This is a genomic window from Tenacibaculum ovolyticum DSM 18103, assembly GCF_000430545.1.
GTDB lineage: Bacteria > Bacteroidota > Bacteroidia > Flavobacteriales > Flavobacteriaceae > Polaribacter > Polaribacter ovolyticus.
Window position 1 is genome coordinate 310974 of record NZ_KE387164.1, and the last position, 24716, is coordinate 335689.

At 30.9% G+C, this 24716-nt stretch carries 19 protein-coding genes; 9 read left to right on the top strand and 10 right to left on the bottom strand.

Annotated elements, in window-relative coordinates:
* Window position 1 precedes the first annotated feature (1 nt).
* Together nadB and nadA are read right to left on the bottom strand one after the other, a co-directional pair.
* A complete protein-coding gene (nadB, locus tag H518_RS0116120; RefSeq protein ID WP_043707126.1) occupies window positions 2-1585 on the bottom strand; it encodes an L-aspartate oxidase in 1584 nt (527 codons plus the stop codon).
* 14 nt (window positions 1586-1599) lie between these two features.
* Window positions 1600-2592, bottom strand: a complete 993-nt coding sequence (gene nadA / locus H518_RS0116125) for a quinolinate synthase NadA (RefSeq protein WP_028890026.1) — start codon at window positions 2590-2592, stop codon at window positions 1600-1602.
* Window positions 2593-2683: 91 nt separating this feature from the next.
* Here nadA and H518_RS0116130 point away from each other — a divergent pair, with 91 nt between their 5' ends.
* Window positions 2684-3271, top strand: coding sequence for a methyltransferase domain-containing protein (locus tag H518_RS0116130; RefSeq protein ID WP_028890027.1), 588 nt, complete (start codon window positions 2684-2686; stop codon window positions 3269-3271).
* 20 nt (window positions 3272-3291) lie between these two features.
* Here the strand turns inward: H518_RS0116130 and H518_RS0116135 are convergent, their stop codons facing one another.
* Window positions 3292-4290 (bottom strand): metal-dependent hydrolase, encoded by a 999-nt coding sequence (locus H518_RS0116135; RefSeq protein ID WP_028890028.1) that lies wholly within the window; start codon window positions 4288-4290, stop codon window positions 3292-3294.
* Between the two features lie 210 nt (window positions 4291-4500).
* Here H518_RS0116135 and H518_RS0116140 point away from each other — a divergent pair, with 210 nt between their 5' ends.
* The 7 genes from H518_RS0116140 (at window position 4501) to H518_RS0116165 (ending at window position 15157) form a co-directional block, all read left to right on the top strand.
* Window positions 4501-5805 (top strand): TolC family protein, encoded by a 1305-nt coding sequence (locus H518_RS0116140; RefSeq protein ID WP_028890029.1) that lies wholly within the window; start codon window positions 4501-4503, stop codon window positions 5803-5805.
* Window positions 5806-5906: 101 nt separating this feature from the next.
* Window positions 5907-6983: an efflux RND transporter periplasmic adaptor subunit gene (locus H518_RS0116145; RefSeq protein WP_028890030.1), complete on the top strand. Its 1077-nt coding sequence runs from the start codon at window positions 5907-5909 to the stop codon at window positions 6981-6983.
* A 187-nt stretch (window positions 6984-7170) separates the two neighbouring features.
* Window positions 7171-10365: an efflux RND transporter permease subunit gene (locus H518_RS0116150; protein WP_028890031.1), complete on the top strand. Its 3195-nt coding sequence runs from the start codon at window positions 7171-7173 to the stop codon at window positions 10363-10365.
* A gap of 29 nt (window positions 10366-10394) precedes the next feature.
* Window positions 10395-10583, top strand: a complete 189-nt coding sequence (locus tag H518_RS20910; protein WP_081411209.1) for a YgaP family membrane protein — start codon at window positions 10395-10397, stop codon at window positions 10581-10583.
* Window positions 10584-10689: 106 nt separating this feature from the next.
* Entirely contained in the window at window positions 10690-11568 is an 879-nt protein-coding gene (locus H518_RS0116155) for a helix-turn-helix domain-containing protein (protein WP_028890032.1), read from the top strand.
* Window positions 11569-11668: 100 nt separating this feature from the next.
* The gene (locus H518_RS0116160; protein WP_155995254.1) at window positions 11669-12550 is read left to right on the top strand and encodes a nuclear transport factor 2 family protein; all 882 of its coding nucleotides are present in this window, start codon (window positions 11669-11671) and stop codon (window positions 12548-12550) included.
* A 201-nt stretch (window positions 12551-12751) separates the two neighbouring features.
* Window positions 12752-15157: a helix-turn-helix domain-containing protein gene (locus H518_RS0116165; protein WP_028890034.1), complete on the top strand. Its 2406-nt coding sequence runs from the start codon at window positions 12752-12754 to the stop codon at window positions 15155-15157.
* A gap of 96 nt (window positions 15158-15253) precedes the next feature.
* On the opposite strand, the gene H518_RS0116170 is transcribed toward H518_RS0116165, so the two are convergent.
* Window positions 15254-15964, bottom strand: a complete 711-nt coding sequence (locus H518_RS0116170) for a DUF547 domain-containing protein (protein ID WP_028890035.1) — start codon at window positions 15962-15964, stop codon at window positions 15254-15256.
* Between the two features lie 221 nt (window positions 15965-16185).
* Between H518_RS0116170 and H518_RS0116175 the strand changes: the two genes are divergently transcribed.
* Window positions 16186-18708, top strand: a complete 2523-nt coding sequence (locus H518_RS0116175; protein ID WP_028890036.1) for a trypsin-like peptidase domain-containing protein — start codon at window positions 16186-16188, stop codon at window positions 18706-18708.
* Window positions 18709-18788: 80 nt separating this feature from the next.
* Here the strand turns inward: H518_RS0116175 and sufD are convergent, their stop codons facing one another.
* The 6 genes from sufD to H518_RS0116205 all read right to left on the bottom strand — a co-directional run bounded on the left by sufD (window position 18789) and on the right by H518_RS0116205 (window position 24715).
* Window positions 18789-20102 carry a Fe-S cluster assembly protein SufD gene (gene sufD / locus H518_RS0116180; protein ID WP_028890037.1) on the bottom strand — a complete coding sequence of 438 codons (1314 nt, stop codon included), beginning with the start codon at window positions 20100-20102 and terminating at the stop codon, window positions 18789-18791.
* A gap of 6 nt (window positions 20103-20108) precedes the next feature.
* Window positions 20109-20861, bottom strand: coding sequence for a Fe-S cluster assembly ATPase SufC (gene sufC / locus H518_RS0116185; protein WP_028890038.1), 753 nt, complete (start codon window positions 20859-20861; stop codon window positions 20109-20111).
* 45 nt (window positions 20862-20906) lie between these two features.
* The gene (locus tag H518_RS0116190; protein WP_028890039.1) at window positions 20907-21746 is read right to left on the bottom strand and encodes an N-acyl homoserine lactonase family protein; all 840 of its coding nucleotides are present in this window, start codon (window positions 21744-21746) and stop codon (window positions 20907-20909) included.
* Window positions 21747-21763: 17 nt separating this feature from the next.
* On the bottom strand, window positions 21764-23212 hold the full coding sequence (sufB, locus tag H518_RS0116195) for a Fe-S cluster assembly protein SufB (protein ID WP_028890040.1): 1449 nt from the start codon (window positions 23210-23212) through the stop codon (window positions 21764-21766).
* Between the two features lie 17 nt (window positions 23213-23229).
* The gene (locus H518_RS0116200) at window positions 23230-23559 is read right to left on the bottom strand and encodes a HesB/IscA family protein (RefSeq protein WP_028890041.1); all 330 of its coding nucleotides are present in this window, start codon (window positions 23557-23559) and stop codon (window positions 23230-23232) included.
* A gap of 94 nt (window positions 23560-23653) precedes the next feature.
* A complete protein-coding gene (locus tag H518_RS0116205; protein WP_028890042.1) occupies window positions 23654-24715 on the bottom strand; it encodes a cytochrome-c peroxidase in 1062 nt (353 codons plus the stop codon).
* Window position 24716 lies beyond the last annotated feature (1 nt).

The following is a 24716-nucleotide window of genomic DNA, read 5'->3' on the forward strand; positions in this document are numbered from 1 at the left end:
TTTAATTACAATCTAAACTATAAAAACCACCACAATTTTTTGTTCTTTTTTTAGAAAATTGAGTAATTAAATAAGCCGTAGTAATTAGGTTTCTTAATTCACATAAATCAACAGAAAGTTCAGAATAATCGTACAAACGTTTATTATCTTCATAGAGTACACGTAACCTTTTTTCAGCACGATCTAAACGTTCGTTAGAACGAACAATACCAACATAATTAGTCATTATTGTTTTTACTTCGTTTCTATCATGTGTAATTAAAATTTTTTCCATGTTTTTAATTACACCATTATCATTCCATTCAGGTATGTTTTTAGGTGTTTTGGTATTGTTGTATTTTTTAGAGATGTTTAAAAAAGCCTTATGAGCGTATACAATACCTTCTAATAAAGAATTAGATGCTAATCTATTTCCACCATGTAAACCTGTTTTTGTAACCTCACCAATAGCATATAGCTTCTTTATAGATGTCTTTGCTTTCTTATTAACATTAACACCACCACAAATATAATGTGAAGCAGGAACAACAGGAATAAAGTCTTTTTCAACATTTATATTTAAAGAAGCACATTTATCTGTAATATTAGGGAAGTGTTCTTTAAATTTTTCCATGTCAAGATTAGTACAATCTAAATATACATGAGGACTACCGCTCTTTTTTAATTCGTTATCTATGGCTCTTGCAACAATATCTCTAGAAGCTAATTCTTCTCGGTCATCATATTTATGCATAAAATGATTTCCATTGAAATCTCTTAGCTTAGCACCAAAACCTCTAACAGCTTCGGAAATTAAAAAGGCAGGATATTCACCTGGGTTGTATAAAGCTGTTGGGTGAAACTGAATAAATTCCATGTCCGAAATTTCAGCTTTTGCTCTATAAGCAATACCAATACCATCACCAGTGGCAACAGTTGGGTTTGTAGTTGTTTCGTAAACTTGACCATTACCTCCAGAGGCTAAAACCGTAAATTTACTTACAAAGGTTTTAACTTTAGCTTCTTTAATATTTAAAACATAAGCACCAAAACATGAAATCTTTCCATTTCGTTTTGTTTTTTTATTTTTTACTTGATGTTCAGTAATTAAGTCAATTGCGTAATGATGTGTTAAAAAATCTATATTTGGTAAAGCATTAACCTGTGCTAATAACGCTCTTTCTATTTCTGCTCCAGTAATATCTGTATGATGTAAAACTCTATTTTGTGAATGACCTCCTTCACGACCTAAATCATACTCTTTGTTTTCGTTTCTGTCAAATTTTGTACCCCAATCAATTAACTCTTGTAGTCTTTCAGGGGCATCTTCAACAACCATTTTTACAACCTCCTCATCACATAAACCATCACCTGCAATAAGCGTATCGTTTATGTGTTGCTCAAAACTATCTACAGTTCTGTTGTAAACACTAGCAATTCCGCCTTGTGCATACTTCGTATTAGATTCGCTCTGTTCATCTTTTGTAACAATGGTAATCTTTGCTTCTTTAAATTTCGTGGCCGTTTTTAGAGCAAAGGTTAATCCTGAAATTCCAGAACCAATAATGAGGAAATCAGTTGTAATTACTTTTTTATCTGACAGCATCTTTTAAATTCTTATTAAGAAAGCGCTAGCATTCTTTCAATTGGTAAAATTGCTTTTTTAGCTAATTCTTTATCAACTTCAATGTTCGGTAATTCGTGTTTTAAACATAAATACAGTTTTTTCATTGTATTCAATTTCATATAAGCACACTCACTACAAGCACATGTGTTATCATCTTTTGCAGGAGCAGGGATAATTGTCTTATCTGGATTTTCTTGCATCATTTGAAATAGAATACCAGCCTCAGTAGCAACAATAAATTTTTCTTTTTTACTATTTCTAACATGGCTTAATAAACCTGAAGTAGATCCAATATATTTTGCAACTTTAAGCATGTGAGCTTCCGACTCAGGATGTGCAATTAATTCTGCATCTGGATGATCTTTATAAAGGTCAATCAATTTTTCCATAGAAAAAGCTTCATGAACCATACAAGCTCCATCCCAAAGAAGCATATCTCTATCTGTTTCTTTATTTAGATAATCTCCTAAATTTCTATCAGGAGCAAAAATTAACGGTTGATCTTCAGGGAAAGAATCTATTATTTTTCTAGCGTTAGATGAAGTACAAACAATATCACTCAAAGCTTTGATGTCTGCAGAACAGTTAATGTATGTAACTACCTTATGGTTTGGGTGTTTCTTTTTGAAATCAGCGAATTTTTCTGGCGGACAAGAATCTGCTAAAGAGCAACCTGCTAATAAATCGGGTAGTAATACTTTTTTATTAGGGTTTAATATTTTTGCGGTTTCTGCCATAAAATGAACTCCCGCAAAAACAATCATATCAGCTTTTGTTTCAGCTGCCTTTTGAGCTAAAGCTAAACTATCACCTACGAAATCTGCAATTTCTTGAATTTCATCTATTTGGTAGTAATGAGCAAGTATAACTGCATCTTTTTCTTTTTTCAATTTTAAAATCTCCTCAACATAATCAATGTTTGGAGTATCGATATCTAAAAAACCTCTTTTATCAAGATTTTTTTTTGCAGCAACTAAAGTTTCCATAAAAAATGTTTAATTTTAACTATGGCACAAATATAAACCCTATTTTTTAACTAGGGGAATGATTAATGTCATACTATTAAAATAAAGAAAAATGAATTTGTCTAAAGATTTTTGGGAGAATAAGTATAAGGCTAATAAAACGGGTTGGGATTTAGGAGAAGTTTCACCGTCTTTAAAAGCTTATTTTGACCAGCTAGAAGATAAGGAATTAAAAATATTAATTCCTGGAGGGGGAAATTCCTATGAAGCAGAGTATCTTTTTAATAAGGGGTTTAAGAATGTTTTTATTGTAGATTTATCTGAGACAGCTTTAGAAAACATACAAAAGAGAGTTCCTAGTTTTCCTAATAGCCAATTAATTCTTGGTAATTTTTTTGATTTAGATACAACATTTGATTTGGTAATTGAGCAAACTTTTTTTTGTGCGTTAAATCCTGATTTGAGAAAGAAATATGCTCAAAAAATGAATGAAATATTAAATGAAAACGGAAAATTAGTGGGACTTCTTTTTAATGCCAAATTAAATGAAGATCACCCTCCTTTTGGTGGGGATAAGGAAGAGTATATAACATATTTTAAACCGTATTTTACTTTTAATGTTTTTGAAAAGTGTTATAATTCATACCATAACAGGCAAGAAATGGAGCTATTTATAAAGTTTATAAAACGTAAAGCTTAATTATTTATTAAGGTGAATATTTAGTTACCTTTTAAACGTACCCATAAGTCAGATATTAATTTTTTACCATCACGTTTATCTTTTGGTTCTTCAGTGAATATTACATTTGATGAATTATCAACTGTTATTTTATATTTAAAAACGAAATTTTCGGCTTTTGGTTTAAGACTTAAAAGACCAAATCGTAAATCGTTAAAATAAAGTTGATCGTCCTTTTTATTGATGGTAAACCAACCTTCGGAAATTGAGATCATACGCTTAACATTTTTGTCTTCAGTAAGATTTCCTAATAAATTATGGTTCTTTGGATATTTTGTAAAAGTAATAGGCTGCGTATCAAAAAATGAATAATTACCCAATAAAAAAGAATCTTCAGTCTGTACGTTAGCACTCCAAAGTATAGTATTTAAAGGTGAAGGTCTCGTATCAATTTCTGAGTAAGCAATATTTTGATTTTTTAAAGCTGTTTCAAATTGATTAAAGGCTATCCATTTTAATAGTAATGTAAGCACTAAGTAAGAAGAACTAACTATTAATCCCATTTTATTATAAAAACGACGTTTTTCAGAAGTACGTTTTTGTGTCATTGCAAAAATTAAAAACACTAAAAAAGGCAAAGTATAAAGAGGATCGATAACAAAAATGTTTTTAAAAGCTAACCGTATATCAAAAGGCCAAAATAATTGCGTTCCCCAAGTGGTATGCGCATCTAAAATAGGATGTGTTACAAATGATAAGAAAAATAGTAATGTCCAATTTTTAAAATCTTTATACTTTTCGTAACGTGAAACAATCCAGGCGAGAATGGGTGCGAAAAGTACTGAAAATATAATAGAATGAGTAAATCCTCTATGTATATAAAGTGCCGTTACTTTGTCTGTGAAAAATGAAGCAAAGACATCTAAATCTGGAATAGTACCAGCAATAGCTCCATATAACATTGCTTTGTTTCCAATTTCTTTACCTAAAACTGCTTCGCCAACGGCAGCTCCTAATACAATTTGAGTTAATGAATCCATAGGTTCACAAAAATAAACGAAGCAGGTTAAATAGTGTATAGAAGTTCAGCTAAGTTTTTTGTTAAACTTTATGAAAATAGAGATTTTTACTTTTTAATTATAAAATTTTACTCAAATAATCTTTATAGAAAGCAAATCAGATGGTAACAAATGTTACTAACAATTATTTATTATGCAGCTAAGTTTGCAGTAACTTAATGAAACTGTAGCATGAATAATAAAGTATTAATACTGTTTTTTATATTATTTACTCTTTTTGCAAAAGCACAAGAGGTAATAGTTATTACTAAAGAAGATGTTATATCTAAAGTAAAAGAAAATAACGACGCTATAAAAATGTCCCAACAAGATTTTTTAGCAGCAAAAGCAGATTTTAACCAAACAAATGCGGTTTTTTTACCAAATATTACAGCAAGTCATACAGGTATTTCAACTACAAACCCATTAATGGCATTTGGCTCTAAATTGAATCAAGAAATTTTAACACAAAATGATTTTAATCCAGCTTTGTTAAATGATCCTGAAAGAACTCAAAATTTTGCAACAAAATTAGAAATTCAACAACCATTAATAAATTTAGATGGTCTTTATCAAAGAAAAGCTGCAAAATCTAAAATGGAAGCAATGTCTTTAAAAACTGAGCGCACGAAAGATTATTTGTTATTAGAGGTAGAGAAATCTTACATGCAATTACAACTCGCATATAAAGCAGTTAGTGTGTTAGAGAAAGCTTTAAAAACTACAATGACTAATAAAAAAATGGCTGATAATCGTTATGAACAAGGTTTTTTACAACGTACAGATGTTTTAAATATAGAAGTACGAGTTACAGAGGTTAAAAACCAGTTGCAAGTGGCAAAAAGTAATGTGCAAAATGCATCAAACTACATCTCGTTTTTAATGAACGATAAGAGTTATGTTGTATATAAACCTACTGAGAATTTATTAGTTGCTAGTTTTAATATTGATGAAAGAGTCATTTCAGAAAATAGGGCAGACATAAAAGCGATGCAGCTAGCTTTAAAAGGATACGAGGAAATGAATAAGGCTGATAAAATGGCTTTTTTACCACGTTTAAATGCTTTTGGAAGTTATGAAATGTATGACGATAAGGTGTTTAGAGGTAGTGCAAATGGTTATCTGGTTGGTGCACAATTAAGCTGGGATATTTTTAAAGGGGCAAAACGTTTTGGAAAAATACAAAAGAGTAAAGCTGAATTAGAGAAATCTAAGTTAGCGTACAATCAATATGTGTCTAAAAGTAACTTAGAACTAAATAAAGTAAAACGTCAATTAGTAGATGCTAAAAATAAATTAACATTAACAGCTTTAGCAGTTGAGCAGTCTAAAGAGTCTTTAAGAATTAGAAAAAACAGGTTTAGAGAAGGTTTAGAAAAAACAGCTGATTTGTTACTCGCAGAAACTCAGTTTTTGCAAAAAGAATTAGCGTATAACCAAACTATTTTCGAATACAATTTTACACAAGTGTATTTAGATTTTTTAACTAAAGAATGAAAATAGTTGACAGTAAGCAGTTGCAGTTTTTAGTAAAATAATCTTAAAAAAAATGTCTGGTTGAGCGCAGTCGAAACCTAAAATTATAAATAAACTATAAAATGAAAAATATATATACAACTCTAATTTTATCTGTTGCATTAACATTTGCAAATTGTGGTAAAGAGCATAAAGAAGAAGCTGTAGATAATTCTCCACCGGTTAAAGTTAAAGTGAGTAAGGTTACTGAAAGCAATAATGGTCAATTTTTATCAGTAAGTGGAAAAATACAAGCTGTAAATAGTGCCGATTTAAGTACTAGAATGATGGGGTACGTTAAAAAAGTACACGTAAATGTTGGTGATAAGGTTAAAAAGGGGCAGTTGTTAGTTTCTATTAATAATACTGATTTACAGGCTAAAAAAGGACAGGTAAATGCAGGGATTTCACAAGCTAAAACTGCTTTTAATAATGCTGAAAAGAATTACAACCGTTTTAAAAATTTATTTGCAAGTACAAGTGTTAGTCAGAAAGAAATGGATGATATGACTGCTAATTACGAAATGGCAAAAGCGGGTTTAGAAGCTGCAAAACAGCAAAGGAACGAAATTAATGCTCAGTTTGCTTATTCGAATATTAGAGCTCCTTTTACAGGTGTTATTACAAGTAAGAATATAGAAAATGGTGATATGGCAACTCCTGGTGTTCCTTTAATTAGTTTAGAAACGCCTAAGTATTTTGAGGTAATAGCAATGGTTCCTGAAACAGAGATACCACAAATTAAAAATGGAGTAGCAGTTACTGTTTTAGTTAAATCGATGGATAAAACGATTAAAGGAAAAGTTAGTGAGGTTAGTATTTCTGCTAAAAATACAGGAGGTCAGTATTTAGTAAAAATAGCGTTAGAGAAAACAGCTGTGAATATTTTATCGGGTATGTTTTCTACAGTTCAATTTCCTGTAAAAAGGAAAGTAAAATCGTCATCGGTATTAATTCCTAAAAAAGCAATTGTTAAAAACGGTCAATTATCTGGTGTTTATACGGTGAGTCAGCGTAATACAGCATTATTACGTTGGTTGCGTTTGGGAAGAGTTTATGGTAATAAAGTTGAGGTTTTATCAGGTTTAAACTCTAGTGAATCGTATATCGTTTCAGCTGAAGGAAAATTATTTAATGGAGTTAAAATAAGTGTTCAGTAGGCATTGAACAGTAAGTAGATCGTCTTGAAGGAATAGATTAAGAATAGTAAAGAATTGCGTTAGGGATAGTAGTGAAAATCCTTTTTATGTCAGTTCGAGTGAATTTGCCTAAGCAAATTTGTATCGAGAACTGCGTAAAAAGATTGAAACGGATAGCCTGTTAAAACGCCCAAAAAAATATAAAAAAATGAAAGAAGGTTTAGCTGGGAAAATCGCAAAAGTCTTTATTGGTTCTAAGCTTACGGTGCTTTTAATGATCGTTTTTATGGTTATTGGAGTGTACAGTTCGTTTTTAATACCAAGAGAAGAGGAGCCACAGATTGATGTGCCAATGGCGGATATTTTTGTTGGATATCTAGGTGCGAGTCCTACAGAAGTTGAGTCTAGGGTTGTAAAGCCTTTAGAAAAATTAATTTCGAACATTAAAGGTGTTGAGTACGTGTATTCTACATCGATGAACGAAAAGGCAATGGTTATTGTGCAGTTTTATGTGGGCGAAGATATTGAGCGTTCGTTTGTAAAATTGTATAATGAAATTAATAAGCATATGGATCAAATGCCAAAAGGTGTTACGTTTCCATTAGTGAAAACACGTGCGATTGATGATGTACCAATGTTGGGGTTAACTTTGTGGAGCGAGCATTATGATGATTTTCAGTTAAATCAAATGGCGCAAGAACTAGAGTCGGAAATTAAAAAGATAAATGATGTCTCTATTACGCATAAAATTGGAGGAAGAAATCGTCAGTTAAGAGTAGTTTTAGATAAGGATAAATTGGCTGCAAGTGGATTAGATTTCTTATCAGTTTCAGAAATGATAAAAGCCAATAACACTCAGTTAAGATCGGGAAGTTTTGATAAGAATGATACTGAGTTTTTAGTGAATACAGGTAAGTTTTTAACTTCTGTTACTGATGTTGAAAATTTAGTGGTTGGTGTGCAGCAAAATCAACCAATTTATTTAAAGCAAATCGCTACAATTGTTGATGGCCCTGAAATACCACAAAACTATGTGTCTTTAGGTTTTGGAAAAGGAAGTGTAAAATCATCAGATTACAAATCGGAATATCCCGCGGTTACTTTGTCTGTAGCGAAAAGAAAAGGAGCAGATGCAATGAAAATTGCAGAATCGATTTTAGCAAAAGTAACACGTTTACGTACTACTTTAATTCCTAATGATGTACATGTAGAAATTACTAGAAATTACGGAGAAACTGCATCACACAAAGTTTCTGAATTATTATTACATCTTATTGGGTCAATCATTGCGGTTACTTTAGTAGTTATGTTAGCAATGGGTTGGCGTGGTGGTTTAGTGGTGTTTTTATCGGTGCCAATTACGTTTGCTTTAACACTGTTAAGTTACTACATGTTAGATTATACCTTAAACCGAATTACGCTTTTCGCCTTGGTTTTTGTAACGGGTATTGTGGTAGATGATTCCATTATTATAGCTGAGAATATGCACAGACATTTTAAAATGAAACGTTTGCCTTTTAAACAAGCAGCTTTATATGCGATAAATGAAGTTGGGAACCCAACAATTTTAGCAACATTTACAGTAATTGCTTCTGTTTTACCAATGGCTTTTGTATCTGGTTTAATGGGGCCTTACATGGCGCCAATGCCAATTGGGGCATCGATAGCAATGATTTTGTCATTATTTGTTGCTTTAACGATTACACCTTATTTAGGATACATTTTTTTACGTGAAAAAGATAAAAAGAGTAGTGTAGAAAAGGTTGAGAAACCATTAGAGGAAACATTTATTTACAGGGTTTACAATAAGTTTGAAAGACCTTTATTAGAGAATAAAACAAAAAGATGGTTGTTTTTAGGAGGAACATTTGTTGTATTGATGGCAACAATGCTACTATTTTTTACAAATTCGGTTGCGGTTAAAATGTTACCTTTTGATAATAAAAACGAGTTTCAAGTAGTAATTGATATGCCAGAGGGTACAACTTTAGAACGTACAGCGGTTGTTACACAAGAAATTGCTCAGTATTTAGCAACAAGACCAGAAGTGGTGAATTACCAAAACTATATTGGTACTTCTGCTCCGATAACTTTTAACGGATTGGTTCGTCATTACGATTTGCGTGGTGGATCTAACATGGCTGATATTCAAGTGAATTTGGTTGATAAAGGAAAACGAACGATTCAAAGTCATGGTATTGCAAAATTACTACGTCCTGAAATGCAAAAAATTGCAGCAAAATACAATGCAAATGTAAAATTGGTTGAGGTGCCACCAGGACCACCGGTTTTATCAACAATTGTTGCTGAGGTTTATGGACCTGATTATAAAGAGCAAATTAAAATAGCGAATAGCGTTCAGAATATTTTAAAAAACACAGCAGATGTTGTGGATATTGATTGGATGGTTGAAGATGATCAAACTGAATATCAATTTGAAATAAACAAAGAAAAAGCAATGTTGTATGGAGTAGCACCACAACAAATAGCATATACCATGAATATGGCATTGGCTAACAGCCCAATTACGAGTTTGTATGATGAAAATGCTGTAAGTCAGGTTGGGTTGATTTTGAGCTTGGATGAAAAAGAAAAATCAACCATTTCTGATATTTCACAATTAAAAATAAAATCGAAACAGGGTAACATGATTTCTATTGGAGATTTAGTAGATATAACTGAAACTATAAGCGCAAAAAGTATTTTTCGTAAAAATCAAAAGCGAGTGGTGTATGTAATGGCTGATATGGCAGGTGAATTAGAGAGTCCAGCCTATGCAATTTTAGGAATGGAAGCGAAGTTGAAAGAAATTAAACTTCCTGAAGGTTATAAATTGAACGAAATGTATTTAGGGCAACCTGATTTTGAGGATGATTATACCGTAAAATGGGATGGTGAATGGCAAATTACACTAGAGGTTTTTAGAGATTTAGGAATCGCTTTTTTAGGAGCAATTATCTTGATTTATATTTTAATTGTTGGTTGGTTTCAAAATTTTAAAGCACCAATTGTAATGATGGTAGCAATACCGTTATCGTTAATAGGAATTATTTTAGGGCATTGGATGATGGGCGCATTTTTTACAGCAACTTCATTTATCGGTATGATTGCTTTAGCAGGAATTATGGTGCGGAACTCCGTTTTATTAATAGACTTTATCAATTTACGATTAGCCGAAGGTATTCCGTTAAAACAAGCAGCGATTGAAGCAGGTGCAGTACGTACAACACCTATTTTATTAACTGCTGGTACTGTTGTAATTGGTGCTTTTGTAATATTATTTGACCCGATTTTTCAAGGTTTAGCAATTTCGTTAATGGGCGGAACTATTGTGTCAACGGTATTAACATTATTGGTTGTACCATTGGTGTATTATATGATTGAAAAGAAAAATTATAAATAGTATTGATTATAAATTAAAAACTAAATAAGATGTTAAATAAATATTTTAGAATTATCGTTGGTTCTTTTGTTTTAATAAGTGTAATATTAACGGTTTATGTAAATCCTAATTGGATGTGGTTTACTGTGTTTATTGGCTTGAATTTAATTCAGTCAGCATTTACAAAATGGTGTTTGTTAGAAACCATTTTGATGAAAGTGCTTAAGATTCAGAAATAGATTCCCTTTGAAAAATCAAGTTGTTTTTAAAACAACTTGATTTTTCCTTTATTATCTACTATCTTTCACTTAGCTATAAGTAATACTATTTACTGTCGTTTACTATATGAGTAAAGAAATACCTCACTTACTATTTGAATCTAAATCTTCTGAAATAAAAGGAATAGAAATAATTACTTTAGAGAATTTAGAAAGTAAAAAAGATATTTTTGATCATTTACCAGAAAGAGCGCATCAATTAGAATTTTACCAACTAGCTTTTTATACAAATGGAAAAACTGAACATTTAGTCGATTTTGTATGGCATACAGTAGAAAGTAATGCTATTATCTATGTCTCAAAAGGACAAGTGAATGCTTTTAAATTTAATAAAGGTGTAAAAGGGTATCTACTCCTTTTTACTGAAGAGTATTTTAAGAACCAGCTTGCTAATATTCCTCAAAATACAGCCATTAGATTATTAAGTCCTCAACTTTTTTCTCCAAAAGTTCAAGTTCCTGAAGCTTCTAATATCCTAACGTATATTCAACTTATTTTTAATGAGTTTTACAAGGCATCTAAAAATTTTAATAAGAAGCACATTATAGATTCGTTATTTAATATCATCTTTTCTAAGCTTGAAGAAATTAAAAAAAATCAAACAGATTATATTAAGGAGTCCGAAAAATTTAAACTCTTTTTAAGTTTTCAAACTTTTTTAAAAAGTGATTTTGTACTCAATAAAAATGCTGACTATTATGCTAATAAATTAAATATTACCTACAAGCATTTAAATGTAGTTTGTAAAGAGATAATTAATAAAACAGCAAAACAATATATAGATGAGTTTGTAATTTTAGAAGCTAAAAGAAATTTAATAAACTCTAGCATTAAAAGTACGGAGTTAGCTTATTTAATCGGTTTTGAAGAGCCTACTAATTTTGTAAAATATTTTAAAAAACATACAGGATTTACCCCAAATACTTTTAAAAATAATAACATTTAGTTTTTTAGGTTCGATATTTACCATTTTATTCGTCAGATCTACCTATTGTATATTTTACTTTCCTCTTAATTTTGTCCTATCATTTAAAATTAAATATAGGATGAAAAAAGCGATTATTATAGTGTTGAGCATCGCAGCTTTTACAAGCTGTAATTCAATTCAAAAAAAATCAACAATTAAAGGAAATAAATTAAAGAAAGAATCTAAAATGGAAAATTTAAAAACAATAGCACAAGAAGCACAAAAGGCTTTTTTTAAGGAGTATAGCTCAGAAGGAATTAAAAAATATTTTACAACTGATTATATTCAGCATAATCCTCATGTACCAACAGGAATAGCCCCAGTATTAGGATTTCTTCCTGTCTTAAAAAAAGCAAATACAACTTATACTACGCATAGAATTTTACAAGATGGTGAATTTATTATTTTACATAATTCATATCATAATGCTGAAGCTTTAGGAGGTAAAGAGGTAGTGGTGTTTGATGTTTGGAGAATGCAAGATGGTAAAGTTGCTGAACATTGGGATAATATTACGACTAAAGTTGAGCAAACAGCTAGTGGACGCTCTCAAGTTGATGGTGTTACTGAAATTACCGATATAAGTAAAACAGCTACTAATAAAGAAATTGTAAAAAATTTTGTAAATGATGTGTTGTTTGGTAAAGCACCAGAAAAAATTACAAACTATGTAAGCACTGAAGAGTATCATCAGCATAACCCTATGATTAAAGATGGGTTAGATGGTTTAGGAGAAGCGATTACATATTTAACATCACAAAATAATATGTTTAAGTATAAAAAACTGCATAAAGTATTGGGTGAAGGAAATTTTGTTTTAACTATGAGTGAAGGTGAATGGGGTGGAAAATCACAAGCATTTTATGACTTGTTTAGATTAAAGGACAGTAAAATAGTTGAACACTGGGATGTAATTCAAGAAATTCCTGCTGAAATGGTACATGCAAACGGAAAATTTTAATTTTATCTTTTTCAATTGAATCTAAGTATAAACCCTACACTTTTCGTGTAGGGTTTATTTTATGAAATTAATTTGAGGTAACTTCATTGTGATTGATTATTAAAAATTAAAGTAAAATGATCACTCTCGATTTTAGCAACATATTATCTTAAAAAAAGTACTTTTACATTTATTAGTAAAAAATTGTAGTAGCCTTTTGTGATGATAGAAAATAAAGAATTAGACCTTGCCATTCAGTTTATAGAAAAAACAGATAGAAACCTTTTTATTACAGGGAAAGCAGGTACTGGAAAAACTACTTTCTTACATAAAATAAAAAACGAATCGCTTAAAAGATTGGTTATTGTAGCACCCACAGGAGTTGCTGCAATTAATGCAAAAGGAGTTACCATTCATTCTTTTTTTCAAATGCCGTTTGGTCCTATTCTACCAAACCAAATAGCAAATACATCTAACCAACAACGAAAATTTGGTAAAGCAAAAATTGATATTATTAGATCTTTAGATCTTGTGATTATTGATGAAATTAGTATGGTTAGAGCTGATTTGTTAGATGGTATAGATCAGGTTTTAAGAAGGTATAAAGATAAAAACAAAGTTTTTGGAGGAGCACAGGTTTTAATGATAGGAGATTTACAACAATTATCACCAGTTGTAAGACCTAATGAATGGAGCTTGCTTCAAGAACATTATAAATCGGTATATTTTTTTAGTAGTAGAGCATTTCAAGAATCGAATACGGTAAGTATCGAGTTAAAGAAAATTTACAGACAGGATAATGATGAGTTTATCGAAATTTTAAATGAAATTAGAAACGATTCTTTATCTGAAAAGTCAGCTGCAATTTTAAATAAAAGATATAATCCAGATTTTGAGCCACAAAAAAATGATGGATACATTACTTTAACAACCCACAATAAAAGAGCCGATGCTATTAATACGCTAGAGTTAGATAAGTTAAAGAAAAAGAGCAGTTTTTTTAAAGCAGAGGTATCGGGTAAATTCAATGAAAACGCCTATCCGAATAGCGATAAATTAGAGTTAAAAGTTGGTGCCCAGGTGATGTTTATTAAAAATGACAGCTCACCAGAAAAAAGATATTTTAATGGGAAAATCGGTAAAATAACTTTGATTGATGATGATCTTATTTATGTGAAATGTCCGAATGATGATGATGAAATAGAAACAAAAAAAGAAATTTGGGAGAATATTAATTATTCGATAGATGAAGAATCGAAAGACATTAAAGAAGAAGTTACAGGTTCTTTTACTCAAATTCCATTACGATTAGCGTGGGCTATTACCATTCATAAAAGTCAAGGATTAACCTTTGAAAAAGCAATTATTGATGCCGAAGCTTCCTTTGCACACGGGCAAACGTACGTCGCTTTAAGTAGATGTACTTCTTTAGAAGGGATTGTTTTAAAAACACAGATTAGAAATAGTTCTATTATAAATGATAGAACGGTAGATTCTTTTAATAAGAATGTACACGAAAACGTTCCTGATGAAACAGTTTTAAGTGAGTCAGAAAAAAGATATCAACTTAACTTAATTTCAGAGTTATTCGATTTTAGAGCTTTTTTATATCCAACAACAAGAGCTATTGATATATATTATAAAAATCAAACGAGTTTAAATGGTATTATGATCAACCATTTAGAAACGATTAAAGATAGCGGAATTGTTCCTTTATTAAAAGTTGCTAATGGATTTAAAATTCAGTTGCAACAACTCTCCGAAGATGATATTTTAGCAGAGAATAGTGATGCCATTAATGAACGATTTATTAAAGCAATTGATTATTTTATTAAACAAACTGAAGAGTTTATTAAAAAGCCTTTAAGTGGAATTTCATTTTCTACAGATAATAAAGCTGTTCAAAAAGATTTAGAGAAACAAATTTATACGCTACAAGACTTATTATCTATTAAACTATTTTGTTTTCTTAAGTTAAAGAATGGATTTCAGGTTGAAGATTATTTACAAGTGAGAGCAAATGCTGTTTTACAAAATGTAGAAAAGCCCAAGAAAAAGAAAATAACATCTTCTAGAGATCCTATTATAGCATTAAGTTTACGTGAATTAAGAGATGAAATTTCAAAAAAGGAAGGTATTCCACATTTTCAGATTTTTACACAAAAAACCTTATATGCTATTTGTGATAGTTTGCCTAAAACAGCCAAAGAACTACTGAAAGTTGATGGAATGGGGAAAATTAGGGTTCAGAAATATGGAGGTGTAATTTTAGACGCAGTAAGTAACTATTGTAAAAAACAAGGAATTAAACAGCAAGAAGAAATACCAAAAGAAGATAAAGTACCAACAAGACAAGTAACCTTTAAGCTTTTTAAAGATGGTTTATCAGCTAAAGAAATAGCAACAAAAAGAGGATTAACAATTAATACAATAGAAAGCCATTTAGCTAGTTTTATTCCTGATGGTGATATTGATGTTCTAGAAATTATTCCATTAAAAAAATACACTAAAATGGTAAATGCTATTGAAAATGTAGAATTTAAAAGCTTAACAGATTTGAAAGAAAAAGTATCAAAAAGTTATAGTTATATGGAGTTAAGAATGGTTTTAATGTCTTTAGAGTTGTAAATGTATGTGGTTTTAAAAAAAAGAACGAAGAACTTTTAAAGGTTCTTCGTTCTTTTTTTAGGGAATTATTCAATTTTATAGGAAGGGTATGATGTATTATTTTCCGTTTAAATCCCAGTTATATTTCATGTAAACAACTTCAGCACCATCATTAACTTGAATATCAGAATATTTATTTATATAATCTACTAATGAGTGTTTTATTGTAAAGTCCTCTTGATACCACTCAAACATCTTAGAAACTTCAATTTTACCAGAAGATATTTTGTTTTTAGTAGTGTCGTTGATGAACTCTTTCATTAAAGCTTCTAGTTTAGTCTCAATGTTTTTAGTTGTAAAAGCATAGTTAGCAAAACGAGGTCCTGATTTAGAAGCTGCATTTATAGCTACATGAATTCTCGGATCATCATGCCAACGACGTAATATTTTATGTTCAATATAGTCAAGAGAATATGTTTTTTTACCGATAACAGCAAATGGAATTTTCCAGGCATTTCTACCTTTTCTTTTAATGTCAGTTATCTTTTTTAATGGATAGCTATCTAAAATTAGTTTAATTGTATATGCATTGTAAGCATTAATCCAAAAAGCTTTTGCTTTTGTAGCAGACCATTTTTTTCCAGGTACGGTTTTTTCTAAATGCTTTAAATATAGGTCTAATAAAGCACGGTTTTTTCGCAAGCCTTTATAGTCTACATTACCTTCTTTACTAACATAAGTTTTAAGAAGCGCATTAAATACATCTGTTTGTGCTTCTGATTGAATACTAATAAATAGTAAGCAGAAGAGTATAATAATTTTTCGCATTTTTTCTAGTTTTACATTTTAATTATTTCATTAGTTTGGACGAAGCACTTTTAAAAACATTACAGAATAAATAAGTAAAAATTATTATTTGCTATTTTATTTATTGAAACTTATGCTGAGGTTTGTTGATTATGAAATAATAATTTCAATTTTTTAGTTTGTTTGTGTGTTGGTTTTTAGTAGATTAGCGGAAGTTTAATAATTAAATACACCCTTCAAAAATGAAAAATCATTTTCTAAATGCAGTGTTAATCACTGCTATTTCCCTCTGTGCAATAAATTTAAGTGCTCAGAAAAAAATTAAAATTGGTGATGAGTTTGACTCTGATATCAAAGTAACCAAAACTTATCAAAAGTTTAAGAGAAGTCTCTCTCGAAAACAGCAACAAAAAGCTGAATTAGTTTACCAGAAAGAATTTTATTCCAAAAACGCGTCCTACATCAAATTATATTTTGAAAGTTTTGATCTTGCTCCAGGCGATTATATCGAAATAAAAGGAAGCAATAGTGATGAGGTTCTAATTTATGGTGAACAAGGAAAAATCATTGATAGTGAAAATACAATGATCAGTGATTTTTGGTCAAAAGTATTATTTGATGATAAAATTGACCTTAAGTTGTATTCTTTTGGGAAATCAGACAAGCATCATGGTTTTGAAATTTCAAAAGTAGCTTATGGATATAGTGAAAAGAAAATGATGAGAATAGTTATGAATAATACAGATCTTAATAGGTCTATCTGTTCAGTTGATAATAAGGAACGAATTGCTTGTTATAAAGGAACAGAAATGTATGAAAAAGCGAAGGCTGTTTGTCGATTGTTAATAGGAGGAAGCTCACTATGTACTGGGTGGTTACTTGGTAGTGAAGGAAATCTAATGACAAATAATCATTGTATAGGGTCTGCTTCTGATGCTCAAAATACCGACTTTATTTTCAATTATCAATATGAAAACTGTACAGGGAGTACTAATGCAACAAGAGATGTTGTTGCTTCATCGTCTACACTTATAAAAACTAGTTCTAGTTTAGATTATACATTGGTAAAGCTACCTGTAAACCCTACCAATACATATGGATATCTTAGTTTAAGTTCTGTAGCTACATCTGTAGGAAATAGAATTTACATTCCACAACACCCTGGAGGAAGAAGAAAAGAAATTTCTGTTAAGACAGATACTGATCCAAGTGCTGGTGGATTTTCAAGAGTTTCATCAAGTTCTACTGGCTCAGGAAGGCAAGTAACGTATTTTGCTGATACAGAAGGTGGAAGTTCAGGTTCACCTGTTTTAGATTACAATTCTAATTTGGTAATTGCAATACATAACACGGGTGGTTGTCCTAACGGATCTAATGGTAGATCTGATAATTTAATCAGTTCTATTGGAAGCGCTATGCCAAGTAATGGTGTTGATAATGGAGGTGGTAATCCTGATCCAGACCCAGATCCTACTTGTAGTTCAACAGTTAGTTCTTTTCCTTATTCTGAGAGTTTTGAATCAAGTGATGCTTGGACTCAAGTTACTGGAGATGATGGTAATTGGACAAGAGATGCCTCTGGAACTCCATCTTCAGGAACAGGACCAAGTTCAGGTTCAAACGGTTCTTATTACATGTTTTTAGAAGCTTCATCAAATAATAGTGCAGGTCAAATAGGAGCAAACGCAACAGCAATATTACAAAGCCCTTGTTTTAATCTTTCAACAGTATCTTCGGCTACTTTTTCTTTTAATAATCATATGTTTGGTACTAACGTAGGAACATTAAAATTAGAAGCATCTACTAATGGAACAACTTGGACTAACATATGGAGTGATTCAGGTAATAAAGGTAATCAATGGAATGATGTATCTGTTAATTTGAATTCATATTTAGGAAAATCTAAAGTTAGATTAAGATTTGTAGGAACTACAGGTGCTGGTTGGTCTAGTGATATTGCTATTGATAACGTATCATTGTCTTCAGGAGGAAGTGTTCCTGATCCTACGTGTGAAGCATTAAATTTTAATAATTTCACTATTACTGGATTTTCAAACCAAGATTCTTCAGGTAATTCTTCAGTAAGTTCTGATGGAAAAAAATTAGTATTAACCAATAATACATGGAAATATATTCCATTTAACTATACTGTTACTTCATCTACTGTAATTGAATTTGAATTCAGTAGTACTTCAGAGGGTGAAATTCATGGAATTGGTTTTGAAGATGATAATAGTTTAACACCAAGTAGGTATTTTAAAGTTCATGGTACACAAAATTACGGAGTTACTAATTTTGATAATTATGTAAATGGTAATAAAACATATATAATTCCTATTGGGAGTTCATATACTGGAAATATGGATAGGTTAGTATTCATTAATGATAATGATGGCGGATCAGGAAATAATTCTACTTTTTCGAATGTTAAAATATATGAAGGATCTTGTGGAAATGCTATTGCTTTAACAGAATCACTTACTTCAAGAATTGATGTCTTAGGAGATGAAGATGAAGGCTTATTTACTTCTATTAAAATAGCACCAAGTCCACTTAAAAAAGGAAATTTACTAAGAGTTTTAGGACCTAAGAGAAATCTTTCGGGAGCTTCATATAGTATTATAAATATGTTAGGTCAAGTTGTTAAAAATGGTAGTGTTAATGAAAATACAGCAATTAATGTTGATAACGTTAATTCTGGTATATACATACTAAGAATTAAAAATGATTTTACAACAACAAGTAAACGATTTATTATAGAGTAAGATTAACTTATAATTGAAATAAACAAAAATCCCTTCTTGAAAACTCAAGAAGGGATTTTACTTATGTTGTAATTATAATCTTATAAGTCAAAACCAATACTAACACCTAGTTTTTTTGCGATTAATTTATTAATACGCTTCTTTACTTCTGGTATTTTTACGCTTTCTAAAACTGTATTTGCAAATGCATACATTAATAATGCTTTTGCTTCTTTCTTTGGAATACCACGTTGTTGCATGTAAAATAAAGCATCTTCATCTAGTTGTCCGATAGTACAACCGTGAGAACATTTTACATCATCAGCAAAAATTTCTAATTGAGGTTTTGCATTAATGGTAGCTTTATCACTTACTAAAACATTATTGTTTTGTTGATAAGCATTTGTTTTCTGAGCTTCTTTTTCAACAACAACTTTTCCGTTAAAAACAGCTGTAGAACGATCGTCGTAAATCCCTTTATAATCTTGATGAGATTCACAATTTGGCTCAATATGATGTACTAAAGTATGATGGTCTACATGTTGTTTCCCTTCTGTAATTGTAATACCTTTTAATATAGAGTCAATATATTCTCCTCTTTGATAAAAGTTTAAATTATTACGTGTAATATTTCCTCCAAAAGAAAACGTGTGAACAGAAACAATACTGTTTGATTTTTGCTCTATGTAACAATTATCTACCAAAGAAGCATTCTCATGATCATTCTGTATCTTATAAATATCTACAGTTGCATCTTTTGCTGCAAAAACTTCAGTTACTGAATTTGTTAAAACAGGATTAGAAGTTAAACTTTGATGACGTTCAATAATTTGAACATGTGCATTTTGTTCAGCAACAATTAAATTACGAGGCTGTGTTAAGGTAGCATCTTCAGAACCAGTCGTGAAACTAATAATTTGTATAGGCTTTTCAACTTCAACATTTTTAGGAATGTGTATATATGCACCTTCGTTTGCAAACGCTGTGTTTAATGAAGTTAAATTGTCTTGCTTTGCTATTTTATTAAAATAGTTTTCAATGATAGCTTTATATTTTGACTTTGTTAATGCCGAAGACATTAAGCAGACATCTATAGTATCGTGTGTTGTATCTGATAAGAAAGAACTATATTTTCCGTCGATAAACACAATTTTATAGGTGTCAATATCATGGATGAAATATTTCTTTACATCAGCTAAATCTATAGCAGCTTCCGAATTTGGAAAAATGCTATAATCTTGTTTTAATACAGATTTTAAAGAGGTGTATTTCCAAGCTTCTAATTTCTTAGTAGGAAAGCCTAATTCTTCAAAATTTTGTAACGCTTTAGTTCTAATATCGTGTACATCAGAATTAACGTTTACGCCATTTTCAAAAGCGACGTATGATGCGGTTAGTTTTTCTTTTAACTCCATTGTTTCTTAAGAATTAACTTCTTCTTTAATCCAATCATATCCTTTAGCTTCTAATTCTAAAGCTAAAGAAGCATCTCCTGACTTTACAATTTTACCATCGTATAATACGTGTACAAAATCGGGAACGATATAATCTAATAAACGCTGGTAGTGTGTAATTACAATTACCGCATTGTCTTTAGACTTTAATTTGTTTACACCATTAGCTACAATACGTAAAGCATCAATATCTAAACCAGAATCGGTTTCATCTAAAATTGCTAATTTAGGCTCTAACATTGCCATTTGAAAAATCTCATTACGTTTCTTTTCACCACCAGAAAACCCTTGGTTTAAAGAACGAGATAAAAACTTACGGTCTATTTCTAATAATTCAGATTTCTCACGAATCATTTTTAACATGTCTTTTGCAGGCATGTCTTCTAAACCTTTTGCTTTACGGTTTTCGTTAATTGCAGTTTTAATAAAGTTAGTTACAGAAACTCCAGGGATTTCTACAGGGTATTGGAATGATAAAAACACACCATTATGTGCTCTTTCTTCAGGAGCTAACTCACTAATATCTTCTCCGTTTAACTCTATTAAACCATCAGTAACCTCGTACTCTTCTTTTCCAGCGATAACATTGGCTAAAGTACTTTTTCCAGCACCATTTGGCCCCATTATTGCGTGAATTTCACCGGCTTTAACTTCTAAATTCAATCCTTTTAAGATTGATTTATCTTCTATATTAGCGTGTAAGTTTTCTATTTTTAACATTCTTGATATGCTATTTGCTTTTAGCTTTTGGCTATAAGCGTGGTTTTAATTTTTTAATATTTCCTCTAATCTTTGAAAGCTCTTTGGAGAGTGTTGAATAATTACCTCTGCATTTTTTTCTTTTGCAAAAGATTCAAACTTATCCATGCTTTCTAATGTTTGTTTTACGTCATAATTAAAAGAAGGAACTCCTTTATTTGTCCTATTCTCTTCAAAATGATATAAATCACCAGTTAATAAAATTGGTTTTTCTAAACCTAAATCTATATATAATACTTGATGACCAACTGTATGTCCTGGCATATATTTTATAACAACTGTTCCGTCGCCAAAAACATCATAATCACCATTTAGTTTTTTCACCTTTTTAAGTGAAATAACAGCAGTGTTTTTAGTTTTTAACGTGTCAGAAGCCACAGCATTGTATTCATTTTCTTGTACTAACCATGTAGCTTCTTTCATGTAATTTGCATGGCCTGTATGATCGAAATGAGAATGAGACATTGCAAAGTATTTAAAATCTTCAATTTTAAATCCAATAGTTTTTAATTGGTTTGCTAATGAATCGGGTCTTTGCACTGCAAAAACACCACTTGGTTCATGAAAAGGCTCAGGAACTACTAAGTTTTCAGGTAAACCAGCATCCCACATTAAATTCCCTTTTGGGTGAGAAATTACATAATAAGCATCCGTAAATTGTTTTGTTTGCCCTGTGTAAGTTGTATCTTGAGAAAAAACTTCTAATTTTTTAACTAGAATAGATCCACCTACTAATTGATGCAACACTACTTTTGCTTTTTTCTCAACCGTTTTCTCTTCTTTTTTTTCTGTGTTTTTACAACCTATAATTGCTAAACCTAGAAATAATAAAAATACATTTTTCATTTGTTAACTTTTATCGATTATCCTACAGAACCTTCTAAAGATATTTCTAATAACTTTTGGGCTTCTACAGCGAACTCCATTGGTAGTTTGTTTAATACTTCTTTACTAAACCCGTTAACAATTAAAGCAATTGCCTTTTCGGTATCAATTCCACGTTGATTACAATAAAATAATTGATCTTCACCAATCTTACTAGTTGTAGCTTCGTGTTCTATCTGTGCCGATTTGTTTTTTGTTTCGATATATGGAAACGTGTGTGCACCACATTCATTACCCATTAATAAAGAATCACATTGAGAGAAGTTACGAGCATTTTCTGCACGTGGTCCGATTTGAACTAAACCTCTATAACTATTTTGTGATTTCCCCGCTGATATTCCTTTAGAAATAATAGTTGACTTAGTGTTTTTTCCTAAGTGAATCATTTTAGTTCCTGTATCCGCTTGCTGATAGTTGTTGGTTACTGCAATTGAATAAAATTCACCAACTGAATTGTTTCCTTTCAATATACAACTAGGGTATTTCCAAGTAACAGCAGATCCTGTTTCAACCTGTGTCCAAGATACTTTTGCATTAGTTTCGCAAATGGCTCTTTTTGTAACGAAATTGTATACACCACCTTTCCCCTCTGCATTTCCAGGGTACCAATTTTGAACTGTAGAATATTTGATTTCTGAATCATCTAAAGCTATTAATTCAACCACAGCTGCGTGTAATTGATTCTCATCTCTACTTGGTGCTGTACAACCTTCTAAATACGAAACGTAACTTCCTTTGTCAGCAACAACTAAAGTTCTTTCGAATTGACCAGTTCCACCTTCATTAATTCTAAAGTATGTTGATAATTCCATCGGGCAACGAACACCTTTAGGAATGTAACAGAATGATCCGTCAGAAAATACTGCAGAATTTAATGCGGCATAAAAATTATCGGTAGTTGGTACAACAGTACCTAAATATTTCTTTACTAATTCAGGGTGTTCTTGAATTGCTTCAGAAATAGGCATAAAAATAATACCTTTTTTACCTAATGTTTCTTTGAATGTTGTTGCAACAGAAACAGAGTCCATTACAATATCAACAGCTACATTGGCTAATTTCTTTTGCTCATCTAAAGAAATACCTAAACGTTTAAAAGTATCCAATAATTCTGGATCAACTTCATCTAAACTATTTAATTTTGGTTTTTCTTTTGGTGCAGAATAGTATGCTATGTCTTGAAATTTTGGTTTTTCATAATGAACATTAGCCCATTCTGGTTCTTCCATTTTTTCCCAAACTCTAAATGCCTCTATACGCCATTCAGTCATCCATTCTGGTTCGTTTTTCTTTTTAGATATAGCACGAACCACATCTTCATTTAACCCTTTTGCAAAGGTTTCACTTTCAATATCAGTATAAAAACCATATTCATATTCTTTGGTTTTTAACTCTTCTCTTAAATCGTCTTCGGTATACTTGCTCATAAAATTGAGATGTAATGTTATAAAGAAAAACTTTCCCCGCAACCACATGTGCGGTTTGCATTGGGGTTGTTAAATACAAATCCTTTTCCGTTCAAACCACCAGAATATTCTAAGGTAGTTCCTACTAGGTATAAAAAACTTTTTTTATCGACAACAATTTTTACATTATTCTCTTCGAAAACTTTGTCGTTTTCTTGAGTGCTTTTATCAAATGTTAAGTCGTATGATAAGCCTGAACAACCGCCGCTTTTAACACCTACTCGAACAAAATCGTTTGTAGCATCAAAGCCGTCGTCTGTCATTAATTCAATGACCTTCTTTTTTGCTGTGTCTGAAACTTTTATCATAATTTAAAATAGATTAAATCTAAATGAACTGCAAATATACGATATAAGTCTTACTTTATTGCATAGCCTTTCGTTGTGTGCTGAAATAAGTTTTTTATTCTTCTTGAAAATTTAGGTTATTAACAAAATCGTTGTCAGAAAGAGAAAGTAAAAAAGCTTTTAAGTCTGCCTTGTCTTTATTGGTAATATTTACACCTCCTTGTTTCACTTTTTTCATTAAAGGGTCTATCGTAGGTGAAGATTTTAAACCTGTTGAATAATGATCAATTACTTCATCTAGCGTATTAAAACGACCGTCGTGCATGTAAGGCGCTGTAAATTTTAAATTACGAATTGATGGAGTTTTAAATTTTCCGTTGTCATTCGGGTCTCCAGTAACTTTACCTAAACCTAAGTCTGTTAATACAGCGTCTAAACCATTATTATGAAATTTGTTATCTGTCCATAATGGGTTGTTGTTGCTTCCGTGACAATGAAAGCAATCTCCACGAGTTTCATCCATAAAAACATCAAAACCATTCTGTTCTTCTGGGCTTAACTGCGTTTTTCCTAATAGGTGCCTGTCAAATTTTGAATTACCTGAAATTAATGTTCTTTCGAACTGAGCGAGTGCTTTAGTAATTAAAGTAGAATCGATTTTTACATTACCGAAAGCTTCTTTAAAAAGAGTAGGATATTCAGAGTGTTCTTTAATTTTTTGAGCAACATTAGTCCATTTACTATGCATTTCAATAGGATTTCTAACAGGCTCTAAAGCTTGTCTTTCGAGACTTAACTCTTTTCCGTCCCAAGTAAAACGCTCATCAAAGTTCCATGCTAAATTAAATAAAGGCATTGAGTTACGAATACCGAGTTTACCATCAATACCATCACTAAAACGATCACTATCAGTAAAAGCTTTTTTAGGGTCGTGACAAGTGGCACATGATTGTGTATTGTCTTTAGATAGTATTTTGTCAAAAAACAATTTCTTACCGAGTGCGATACCTTCTTCTGTTAGCGCATTGCTAGTAGGAATAACTGGAGCAATTAATTTTTGTTGAAAAAGGGTAGGTATTTTTAAAGATGCAGATGTTGGAGTGTAAATTTCTTCTTCTTTTGACGAACAATTCGTTAAAAGAAGAAGAAACAATATATATATACTCCTTTTTATCATA

Excerpts from the sequence above, each read along its gene's own strand:
- H518_RS0116170 (WP_028890035.1), bottom strand. The coding sequence starts at position 15,964 with ATGCGAAAAATTATTATACTCTTCTGCTTACTATTTATTAGTATTCAA.
- H518_RS0116200 (WP_028890041.1), bottom strand. The coding sequence starts at position 23,559 with ATGATAAAAGTTTCAGACACAGCAAAAAAGAAGGTCATTGAATTAATG.
- H518_RS0116130 (WP_028890027.1), top strand. The coding sequence starts at position 2,684 with ATGAATTTGTCTAAAGATTTTTGGGAGAATAAGTATAAGGCTAATAAA.
- H518_RS0116150 (WP_028890031.1), top strand. The coding sequence starts at position 7,171 with ATGAAAGAAGGTTTAGCTGGGAAAATCGCAAAAGTCTTTATTGGTTCT.
- sufD (WP_028890037.1), bottom strand. The coding sequence starts at position 20,102 with ATGGAGTTAAAAGAAAAACTAACCGCATCATACGTCGCTTTTGAAAAT.
- H518_RS0116135 (WP_028890028.1), bottom strand. The coding sequence starts at position 4,290 with ATGGATTCATTAACTCAAATTGTATTAGGAGCTGCCGTTGGCGAAGCA.
- H518_RS0116165 (WP_028890034.1), top strand. The coding sequence starts at position 12,752 with ATGATAGAAAATAAAGAATTAGACCTTGCCATTCAGTTTATAGAAAAA.
- H518_RS20910 (WP_081411209.1), top strand. The coding sequence starts at position 10,395 with ATGTTAAATAAATATTTTAGAATTATCGTTGGTTCTTTTGTTTTAATA.
- H518_RS0116155 (WP_028890032.1), top strand. The coding sequence starts at position 10,690 with ATGAGTAAAGAAATACCTCACTTACTATTTGAATCTAAATCTTCTGAA.
- H518_RS0116140 (WP_028890029.1), top strand. The coding sequence starts at position 4,501 with ATGAATAATAAAGTATTAATACTGTTTTTTATATTATTTACTCTTTTT.
- H518_RS0116145 (WP_028890030.1), top strand. The coding sequence starts at position 5,907 with ATGAAAAATATATATACAACTCTAATTTTATCTGTTGCATTAACATTT.
- H518_RS0116205 (WP_028890042.1), bottom strand. The coding sequence starts at position 24,715 with ATGATAAAAAGGAGTATATATATATTGTTTCTTCTTCTTTTAACGAAT.
- sufB (WP_028890040.1), bottom strand. The coding sequence starts at position 23,212 with ATGAGCAAGTATACCGAAGACGATTTAAGAGAAGAGTTAAAAACCAAA.
- nadA (WP_028890026.1), bottom strand. The coding sequence starts at position 2,592 with ATGGAAACTTTAGTTGCTGCAAAAAAAAATCTTGATAAAAGAGGTTTT.
- H518_RS0116190 (WP_028890039.1), bottom strand. The coding sequence starts at position 21,746 with ATGAAAAATGTATTTTTATTATTTCTAGGTTTAGCAATTATAGGTTGT.
- H518_RS0116175 (WP_028890036.1), top strand. The coding sequence starts at position 16,186 with ATGAAAAATCATTTTCTAAATGCAGTGTTAATCACTGCTATTTCCCTC.
- sufC (WP_028890038.1), bottom strand. The coding sequence starts at position 20,861 with ATGTTAAAAATAGAAAACTTACACGCTAATATAGAAGATAAATCAATC.
- nadB (WP_043707126.1), bottom strand. The coding sequence starts at position 1,585 with ATGCTGTCAGATAAAAAAGTAATTACAACTGATTTCCTCATTATTGGT.
- H518_RS0116160 (WP_155995254.1), top strand. The coding sequence starts at position 11,669 with ATGAAAAAAGCGATTATTATAGTGTTGAGCATCGCAGCTTTTACAAGC.